Below are 8,728 nucleotides of genomic sequence, written 5' to 3'. Positions count from 1 at the left end.
TTCCTGCTCGGCGGTGGCGCAGGCTCGTGGTGCCTCGTGGCTGGTGTCGCACTCGCAGCCCTCGGGGTCCTGTGGGTCGAGCGGATCACCGACGGTGTCGCGCGATGAGCGTGGTCGCCGGTCTCCTCGCCTGGTGGGCGGTCTCACTGGCCTGCGACACCCCACGGACCGGGCGACTGCGCGCGTTGCCTCTTCAGACCGACGCCGGTTCCTCCGCGCGTGTCCGCCCGGGATGGGTGACGGCTCCCTGGTTCGCCGGGATGCTCGCGACCGCCGCGGTTCTCCTGGTGGTCGGGGGCACGCTCGGTCTCGTCGCCGGGGCGGTGACAGGGGGTGGCGTCACCTGGTGGATCCGGCGGCTGGAGCCCGCGGCCGTCCGCCGGCGACGCGAGGCGGAGATCGCGGCGCTGCCCGTGGCGCTGGACCTCGTGGTTGCCGCCATCGAGTCGGGACGGCCCTCGAACCACGCGCTCGAGCTGGTCGGCGGCGCGGTCGGAGGTCCACTGGGCGAGCGGCTGGCGGGCGTCGCGGTACGGCTCGAGATCGGCTCCGATCCGGTGACCGTCTGGCGCGAGCTCGTCGACGATCCGGTCCTGGCACCGCTCGCCCGCGCCTTCGCCCGAGCCTCACGCAGCGGCACGCCGGTCGGGCGCTCGCTCGTCCGCAGCGCCGACGACCTCCGGGCCTCCGCCGCCGCCCAGGCGCTGGAGAGAGCGCGGTCGGTCGGCGTCCGGACGGCCGCGCCGCTGGGGGCGTGCTTCCTGCCTGCGTTCCTGCTCCTCGGGGTCGTGCCGACGATCGTGTCGACCTTCACGTCGTTGCAGCTGTGACCCCGCTGCACGATGCCGCGTCCACAGCCCGGCGGCGTCCCCAGCCCGGTCACCGCCACGGGCCCGGCAGAGGTCGCGGACCCACCTTGAAGATGCGGCCAGATCGCGTCCGCGTCCGTGACACCCACTGAGGAGATCCCATGACATTCCTGAAGACCTTGCGTGCCCGTGCCGACGAGCGGGGCATGACCACCTCGGAGTACGCCGTCGGCACGGTCGGCGCATGCACCGTGGGCGGCGCCATCTACAGCATCGCGACCTCGGACTGGTTCAACGACTTCATCAAGAACGTCTTCGAGAAGGGCATCGAGCTCCTGCCGTTCATGTGAGGCAGCCGGGTGTGGGCCTGCGACTGGCGCAGGCCCGCACCTGGCCGACAGAGGGAGGACGACGAGTGCGGCTGGGCAGAGCAGACACCGAGGACCAGGGGATGGTCACCGCGGAGACGGCGATGATCCTGCCCTTCCTCGTGGCCCTGGCGTTCGCGCTGGTGTGGGCGACGACGATGGGGATCACCCAGGTGCGGCTGGTCGATGCCGCGCGAGAGGGCGCACGGATGGCGGCGCGAGGCGACGACTCGGACGCCGTCCGGGAGGGTGTCCGAGCCATGGCACCTCAGGGATCGGTCGTCGAGATTGACGAGGGCCGCGAGTCGACCACCGTGGTGACGGTGGCTCACGAGGCGCGGGTCGACCTCCCGATCGTGAGGGGATTCGCGCTGTCGCTGCAGGCGACCGCGGTGAGCGCCGACGAGGACGGCTCGTGATGGACCGGCAGCCGGCCGAGCGGGGGGCCGCGACGGTGTACGCCGCCGTCCTCGCCGTCGTGGCCACCACGGCATGCGCCGTGACGCTCCACGTTGCCGCCGTCGCGCGCCTTCAGCACCACGTCACCGCGAGCGCCGACCTCGCCGCGCTGGCCGCGAGCCAGGCGGTGCTCCGTGGCGACGACGGCTGCGAGGCGGCGCGCCGCGTCGCGTCCGCCAACCTGACGGTCCTGCACCGCTGCACCGTCGAGGAGGCGGTGGCCACCGTCGTCGTCGAGCGGTCGGCGCGTCTGTGGGGACGGTCGATCTCCGTCCACCGGACCGCTCGTGCCGCGCCGTCGGACTACCGCCCCGGGGGAGCGGAAGGGCCGTGACGGGGGTCCTCGGGCGGATACCCCTCCTGGGTCGTGCTCTCGTGCGGCGCCTCGACGCGACCTTCGTCGGCCGTCGGGGTCTCGTACGGGTCCGCCATCGTCGGATCCGCTGGAGCGTCGTACGCGGGGTCGTAGGCCCGCTCGCTCTCGGGGTCGTACGCCTGATCCCGTGGGGCGGCAGCGCTGTCGTCAGGGCGATCTCCAGGCACTCCGGCGGGACCCTGCGGGCTTCCCTGCGCCTGTTCCTTCTCCCGGCTGCGCTGCTCCTTGCGGAGCTGCCGGTTCTCCTTGCGCACGCGGTAGCCACGGCGGGCTCCCCGGACGACCAGCGCGAGCCCGACGACCGCGACGAGCATCGTCGCCGCACCGGCCCAGAACACGCCCATCCCGTCCGTCGCGACGTCCCAGCCGAGGACGTCCATCCTCACGGGGTCGGTCGCCTCGATGGTCACGACGACGCCCACCAAGACGGCGAGCGCGAGCAGCAGCACTCCGACAGCGATCATCGGTCCCCCACCTTCCGATCGTGTCGCCACGATAACCGCATCCGGGGGGTTCGACCGGGATCCCGCGCCGTCCGGTCACCCGGAGCGTGTGCCTCCGACCGGCTGGGCCGCGTCGTCGTGCCCGGGTGCGCCGGCGAGAAGCGCGTCGAGAAGCACCACGGCGCCCCGCTTGGAGAGGGGGTTGTTGCCGTTCCCGCACTTCGGCGACTGCACGCACGACGGGCACCCTGTGTCGCAGGCGCACGAGGCGATCGCGTCACGTGTCGTCGCGAGCCACGTGCGAGCCATGTCGTACCCGCGACGGGCGAAGCCGGCCCCGCCCGGGATCCCGTCGTGGACGAAGACCGTGAGCATGCCGGTGTCGGGGTGCAGGGCGGTCGACACGCCGCCGATGTCCCACCGGTCGCACGTCGCGAGGAGCGGCAGCAGGCCGATCGACGCATGCTCGGCGGCGTGGGCCGCCCCGGGGACGTCGGCCGCGTCGAGGTCGAGGCTCTCGACGACGCGGCCGGGCAACGTCCACCAGACCGCGGTCGTCCGCAGCGTGTGCTCCGGGAGGTCGAGGGGGATCTCGGCGAGGATCTGGGCCGATCCCGACCGGCGTTTCACGTACGAGACGACTCGGCTGGTGACGTCGACGTCACCGAAGGCGACCGTGGCACGCTCCCACGGCACCGCCGCCCGCTCGGCGACGATCGCGATGTCGGTCACCGACCGTGCCGTGGTGGTGTGGTCGGGACGGTCCGGGCGGACGAGAGCGATCTGGTCGGCGGGCTCGTAGTGCTCGACGACGTAGGTCTCGCCCCGGTGCACGTAGACCGCGCCCTCGTGGACGGTGGAGTCGGCCCGTCCACCGTCGACCGTGCCGAGCACACGCCCTGTCGCGTCGTCGGCGATCTGGACGGCGGGGCCACCGACCGATCTGATGTCGACGAGGTCGGCGGCCCGCTCCCGGCGCGTCCAGAACCACCCCTGCGGCCGACGCCGGAGCCACCCGGCCTCGGCGAGCGCGTCGACACCCTCGGCTGCCCCCTCACCGAAGAGCTCGAGGTCGGCGACCGTCAGCGGCAGCTCCTGGGCGGCCGCAGCCAGGTGTGGGCCGATGACGTGCGGGTTGGACGGATCAAAGACGGTGCCTTCGACCGGCGCCCCGAGCAGCGCCTCCGGGTGGTGCACGAGATACGTGTCGAGCGGGTCGTCCCTCGCGATGAACACGCCCGCTGCCCGAGACCCGTCACGACCCGCCCGCCCGAACTGCTGCCGCAACGCCGCTCGGGTCCCGGGGAAGCCGGTCGTCACCACGGCGTCCAAGCCCGCGATGTCGATCCCCAGCTCGAGCGCGTTGGTGCTCGCGAGCCCCAGCAGGGCGCCGCTGCGGAGATCCCGCTCGATCGCCCTCCGCTCCTCAGGCAGGTAGCCGCCGCGATAGGTGGCGACCCGTTCGGCGAGCTCGGCATCCGCCTCGGCGAGCATCCGACGCGTCGACATCGCGACCGCCTCCGCGCCGCGTCGCGACCTGACGAAGGCCAGGGTGCGCACGCCCGCGGCCACGAGGTCCGCGAGCAGCCCCGCCGCCTCGACCGTCGCGGGGCGTCGCACCGGCGCGCCGTTCTCGCCGCCGGCAGACTCCACGAGCGGCGGCTCCCACAGGGCGTACGCGACCTCGCCGCGCGGGGCGGAGTCGTCGGTCACCGCCCGCACCGGCGCCCCGGCAAGCCGCGACGCCGACCGTGCCGGGTCGGCCACCGTCGCCGAGGCCAGCACGACGACGGGATTTGCGCCGTAGTGCGCCGCGATCCGGCGGAGCCGCCGCAGCACGTGCGACACGTGCGAGCCGAAGACGCCGCGATAGTGGTGGCACTCGTCGACCACGACGTACTGGAGGCCGGACAAGAACCGTGCCCACCGCGCGTGCGAGGGCAGCAGCGTGCGGTGCAGGAGGTCGGGGTTCGTGACGACATAGTTCGCGTGGTCCCGCGCCCACTTCCGCTCCTCGCGGGTGTTGTCTCCGTCCACCGCGGCGGCGCGGACCTCCTCCCACCCCGAGGTGATGCGGCACAGCCCCTGGAGCTGGTCGTGCGCCAACGCCTTCGTCGGCGCCAGATACAGGACAGTCGGACCCCTGCCCCGACGGAGGTCGGCCGCTCGCCCGGCCTCGAGAGCAGCCAGCGCCGGCAGCTGGTAGGCCGCCGACTTCCCCGACGCGGTCCCCGTCGCGACCACCACGTGATGCCCGGCGTGAGCCAGCTCGGCGGCCTCCGCCTGGTGTGCCCACAGCGTCTCGACGCCTACGGCGCGATAGCGCGCGCGCAGCGCGTCGCTCACCCACGACGGCCACGGCGCATAGACGGCGTCGCGCGCATCCTCGCGAGCGAGGTGCAGCAGACGACCGTCCGTGGCACCCGGCAGTCGCAGCAGGGTCTCGATCGGATCGGGCACATCCAAAGTCTCCCAAGGACGGCAAGCGGATCCGGCCTCATCGGGCCCGCAGCGTTCCCGCGGCAGGCCGTTTGCGCCGCCGGTCGCGTGATTGAATGTCGTCTGTCCCACCCGCCGATGTGCAGGAGCAGCCGTCGTGGACCTGTCGCTGGAGACCCGAGCGCTCGACGGCTTTCGTGTCGTCGACGTCGCGGGCGAGATCGACGTCTACACGGCACCGCGGCTGCGGGAGGCCCTGGCCGACCTCATCGAGGGCGGCCACCACCGTGTCATCGTCAACGTCGAGCAGGTCGACTTCCTCGACTCGACCGGCCTCGGTGTCCTCGTCGGGGGGCTCAAGCGGGTCCGCGCCCACGACGGCAGCCTCGATGTCGTCTGCACCCGCGAGCGTCTGCTCAAGATCTTCGAGATCACCGGGCTCGCCAAGGTGTTCGGGATCTACACCAGCGTCGACGACGCGATCGACGCCCACCGCGACGGGTCCTGACCCTCCTGCGGCCTCCGGATGCGGCGTCGCTGCGGACCCCGCAGACTTCTGGTCACAAATCGATGTGGCGTCACCCAAATGGTTGTGTCCTAGGTCACGTTGCTGGTTGTCTGTTCGGGCACGTCCGAGTCAGCGCACCCGTGCGCCGTGCCGAGGAAGGATCCGTATGACGTACGTTCCGCTGGCAGCATCCACAGATCTGTCCCTGACCGGGACAAATCTCACCCTCGTCGCGGCGGTCGCCGCGATTGCGGTCGTGTCTCTGGTGATGGCTGCCCTGTTCCGCAAGCAGGTTCTCGACGCCTCAGAAGGCACTCCGCGGATGCAAGAGATCGGCCGCGCGGTGCAAGAGGGCGCGTCGGCCTACCTTGCGCGACAGTTCAAGACCCTCGGGGTCTTCGTCGTCCTGGCGTTCCTCCTCCTCTTCATCCTCCCCGGCGACGCCGAGATCCGGGTCGGACGCTCCATCTTCTTCCTCGTCGGCGCTCTCTTCTCCGCGACCATCGGCTATCTGGGGATGTGGCTCGCCGTGCGGGCCAACATCCGCGGCGGGGCCGCGGCGCAGACCGAGGGCCGCGCCCCGGCGATGCGCATCGCCTTCCGTACCGGCGGCTTCGTGGGCATGTCCACCGTCGGACTCGGCCTGCTCGGCGCCTCGGTCGTCGTGCTCATCTACAAGGGCGACGCCCCGTCGGTGCTCGAGGGCTTCGGCTTCGGTGCCGCGCTCCTCGCGATGTTCATGCGAGTCGGCGGCGGCATCTTCACCAAGGCCGCCGACGTCGGCGCCGACCTCGTCGGCAAGGTCGAGCAGGGCATCCCTGAGGACGACCCGCGCAACGCCGCCACCATCGCCGACAACGTCGGCGACAACGTGGGAGACTGCGCCGGCATGGCCGCGGACCTCTTCGAGTCGTACGCGGTGACGCTGGTCGCCGCACTCATCCTCGGCTCGGTGACCTTCGGCGAGGAGGGCCTCGTCTACCCGCTGATCGTCCCGGCGATCGGTGCGCTGACCGCGATCCTCGGCGTCTTCCTCACCCGTCCCCGCGAGGGCGAGGGCGGTCTCACCACGATCAACCGCTCCTTCTACCTGTCGGCGATCGTCTCGGCCATCGGCTGCACCATCGCAGCGTTCCTCTACCTGCCGTCCAGCTCCGCCGATCTCACCGGCGCCGGCGGCGGCACGGCGATCGAGGGCTTCTTCGGACAGCTCGGTCTCGTCGAGGATCCGGGCAACTTCAACCCGCAGGTCGTCGCGATCGTCGCCGTCCTGATCGGCATCGTGCTCGCCTCGGTCATCCTGGCGCTCACCGGCTACTTCACCGGCACGGACCACCGCCCCGTCAAGGACGTCGCCAAGACGGCGCTCACCGGCCCGGCGACGGTCATCCTGTCCGGGTTCTCGCTCGGCCTCGAGTCGGCCGTCTACACCGCGCTCGTGATCGCCGCCGCCGTCTACGGCGCGTTCCTGCTCGGCGGCGGCGTCGTCCTGGTGTCGTTGTTCGCGGTGGCGCTCGCCGGCTGTGGCCTGCTGACCACGGTCGGCGTCATCGTCGCCATGGACACCTTCGGGCCGGTCAGCGACAACGCGCAGGGCATCGCAGAGATGTCGGGCGACGTCGACGAGAAGGGCGCTCAGATCCTCACCGAGCTGGACGCGGTCGGCAACACCACCAAGGCGATCACCAAGGGCATCGCGATCGCGACCGCTGTGCTGGCGGCGACGGCGCTGTTCGGGTCGTTCGCCGACATCGTCACGCGTGAGGCGAACGACCTCGCCGGGGTGACCGACGAGGGAGCCAGCGAGCTGCTCGGCCTGCTCGGGGTGCTCAACATCGCCGAGCCGAACAACCTGGTCGGACTCATCATCGGTGCGTCCGTGGTGTTCCTCTTCTCCGGACTCTCGATCGCCGCCGTCGGCCGCGCCGCCGGGGCGGTCGTCTACGAGGTGCGCCGTCAGTTCCGCGAGATCCCCGGCATCATGGAGGGCACGGGTCGCCCGGAGTACGGCCGCGTGGTCGACATCTGCACCCGCGACTCCCTGCGTGAGCTGGCGACACCCGGCGTCCTCGCGATCTTCGCCCCCATCACGGTCGGATTCGGTCTCGGGATCACCGCGCTCGGGTCCTACCTCGCCGGCGCTATCGCGGCGGGCACCCTGATGGCCGTCATGCTCGCCAACGCCGGCGGCTCGTGGGACAACGCCAAGAAGCTCGTCGAGGACGGCCACTACGGCGGCAAGGGGTCCGCGGCGCACGAGGCCACCGTGATCGGTGACACCGTCGGTGACCCGTTCAAGGACACCTCCGGTCCGTCGATCAACCCGCTCCTCAAGGTGATGAACCTCGTCGCGCTGCTCATCGCCCCGGCGATCGTCACGATGTCGTACGGCGATGACGCCAGCGACCCGCTGCGCTTCACGATCGCCGGCGTCTCCCTGGCGATCATCGTGGTGGCCGTGGTCGTGGCTCGGAACCGCACCACGGCGATCACCGACGACCCGGGCGCGGGTGACGACGGGTCCCACGGCGGCGGGCACGGCGGCGAGCCCGACGAGGTCACGCCCCCAGGCGTCGACTACGACCCGTCGAGCGACGAGGACCGCGAGCCACGCCGTGGTCCGGTGCCCGACGCGCCCGAGTGGGACCAGTCCGGCTACCAGGACCCGCGACCGGTCTAGTGCCCCTGCCCGGAGGGCCGTACCCCACGGGGGTGCGGCCCTCCGGCACGTCGGGGGGTCGCGCCTAGGGTGAGGCCATGCTCCGCGACTCCGACGCTGCTGCCCTGCGCGACGCCCTGCGTGCCGCCCCCTACACGGTCGACGGTGTCGCTGGTCTCCTCGGAGCCGACGCCCACCGTGCGCTCATGCGCAACGAGACGACACCCGGCCGGCGGGCGACCACCGACGGCTCCCCGCTGTCGACGCTCACGCGGCTGTTCGCCCTCCAGATGCCGGTCACGCTCGACGACGCCGAACGCGCTCTCCCCGGGCTCGTCGACCCGCTCACCGTCGCCGGGATCCTCGAGCGTTCCGTCGGTGAGGTCGCTGCGCGGGTCGACCTGAGGGCGTACGGGGACGAGGACCACGACTGGTGGGTGGTCTGCGATCTGACTCCCGGGCTCGACGGGAGCCCGCGCACGGTCGGGCCGGAGCACGTCCTGGGCATCAGCGAGGCCTCGTCCTCGCTGGCGCAGCTGACCGTCCGTACCCCTGTCGGCAGCGCGCTGGACCTGGGCACCGGTTGTGGCGTCCAGTCGCTCCACCTGGCGACCCACGCCGACCGCGTCGTCGGCACCGACGTGAACCCGCGCGCCCTGGCGATGGC

8 protein-coding genes and 1 pseudogene are annotated in these 8,728 nt (G+C 71.9%); 7 read left to right on the top strand and 2 right to left on the bottom strand.

The features are described 5' to 3' along the window. Nucleotides 1-104: 104 nt before the first annotated feature. The 4 genes from PV363_RS04895 (at nucleotide 105) to PV363_RS04880 (ending at nucleotide 1,970) form a co-directional block, all read left to right on the top strand. The gene (locus PV363_RS04895; RefSeq protein WP_220343159.1) at nucleotides 105-830 is read left to right on the top strand and encodes a type II secretion system F family protein; all 726 of its coding nucleotides are present in this window, start codon (nucleotides 105-107) and stop codon (nucleotides 828-830) included. 140 nt (nucleotides 831-970) lie between these two features. Further along, complete coding sequence (locus PV363_RS04890; RefSeq protein WP_220343160.1) at nucleotides 971-1,159, top strand: DUF4244 domain-containing protein; 189 nt, start codon at nucleotides 971-973, stop codon at nucleotides 1,157-1,159. A 101-nt stretch (nucleotides 1,160-1,260) separates the two neighbouring features. Next, a complete protein-coding gene (locus PV363_RS04885) occupies nucleotides 1,261-1,596 on the top strand; it encodes a TadE/TadG family type IV pilus assembly protein (protein ID WP_220343161.1) in 336 nt (111 codons plus the stop codon). After that, on the top strand, nucleotides 1,596-1,970 hold the full coding sequence (locus PV363_RS04880) for an Rv3654c family TadE-like protein (RefSeq protein ID WP_220343162.1): 375 nt from the start codon (nucleotides 1,596-1,598) through the stop codon (nucleotides 1,968-1,970). Before PV363_RS04885 ends, PV363_RS04880 begins: the two co-directional genes overlap by 1 nt. Here PV363_RS04880 and PV363_RS04875 read toward each other — a convergent pair. Both PV363_RS04875 and PV363_RS04870 read right to left on the bottom strand, forming a co-directional pair. After that, nucleotides 1,940-2,476: a hypothetical protein gene (locus PV363_RS04875; RefSeq protein WP_220343163.1), complete on the bottom strand. Its 537-nt coding sequence runs from the start codon at nucleotides 2,474-2,476 to the stop codon at nucleotides 1,940-1,942. The genes PV363_RS04880 and PV363_RS04875 overlap by 31 nt on opposite strands. Before the next feature lie 75 nt (nucleotides 2,477-2,551). Then, nucleotides 2,552-4,915 (bottom strand): DEAD/DEAH box helicase, encoded by a 2,364-nt coding sequence (locus PV363_RS04870; RefSeq protein WP_301021794.1) that lies wholly within the window; start codon nucleotides 4,913-4,915, stop codon nucleotides 2,552-2,554. 136 nt (nucleotides 4,916-5,051) lie between these two features. Here PV363_RS04870 and PV363_RS04865 point away from each other — a divergent pair, with 136 nt between their 5' ends. The 3 genes and pseudogenes from PV363_RS04865 to PV363_RS04855 all read left to right on the top strand — a co-directional run. After that, nucleotides 5,052-5,402 (top strand): STAS domain-containing protein, encoded by a 351-nt coding sequence (locus tag PV363_RS04865; protein WP_220345907.1) that lies wholly within the window; start codon nucleotides 5,052-5,054, stop codon nucleotides 5,400-5,402. Nucleotides 5,403-5,568: 166 nt separating this feature from the next. Continuing rightward, nucleotides 5,569-8,082: a sodium-translocating pyrophosphatase gene (locus tag PV363_RS04860; RefSeq protein WP_301021793.1), complete on the top strand. Its 2,514-nt coding sequence runs from the start codon at nucleotides 5,569-5,571 to the stop codon at nucleotides 8,080-8,082. Nucleotides 8,083-8,159: 77 nt separating this feature from the next. Continuing rightward, nucleotides 8,160-8,728 (top strand): annotated as a pseudogene (locus tag PV363_RS04855) (transferase); the annotation flags it as partial.

The organism is Mumia sp., assembly GCF_028803055.1.
GTDB lineage: Bacteria > Actinomycetota > Actinomycetes > Propionibacteriales > Nocardioidaceae > Mumia.
The sequence above is the reverse complement of the archived record's forward strand: the minus strand, read 5'-3'. Positions and strand labels throughout refer to the sequence as shown.

What these genes read in the sequence shown, in the direction of transcription:
- PV363_RS04890 (WP_220343160.1), top strand. Translation starts at nt 971, where the DNA reads ATGACATTCCTGAAGACCTTGCGTGCCCGTGCCGACGAGCGGGGCATG.
- PV363_RS04885 (WP_220343161.1), top strand. Translation starts at nt 1,261, where the DNA reads ATGGTCACCGCGGAGACGGCGATGATCCTGCCCTTCCTCGTGGCCCTG.
- PV363_RS04880 (WP_220343162.1), top strand. Translation starts at nt 1,596, where the DNA reads ATGGACCGGCAGCCGGCCGAGCGGGGGGCCGCGACGGTGTACGCCGCC.
- PV363_RS04875 (WP_220343163.1), bottom strand. Translation starts at nt 2,476, where the DNA reads ATGATCGCTGTCGGAGTGCTGCTGCTCGCGCTCGCCGTCTTGGTGGGC.
- PV363_RS04895 (WP_220343159.1), top strand. Translation starts at nt 105, where the DNA reads ATGAGCGTGGTCGCCGGTCTCCTCGCCTGGTGGGCGGTCTCACTGGCC.
- PV363_RS04860 (WP_301021793.1), top strand. Translation starts at nt 5,569, where the DNA reads ATGACGTACGTTCCGCTGGCAGCATCCACAGATCTGTCCCTGACCGGG.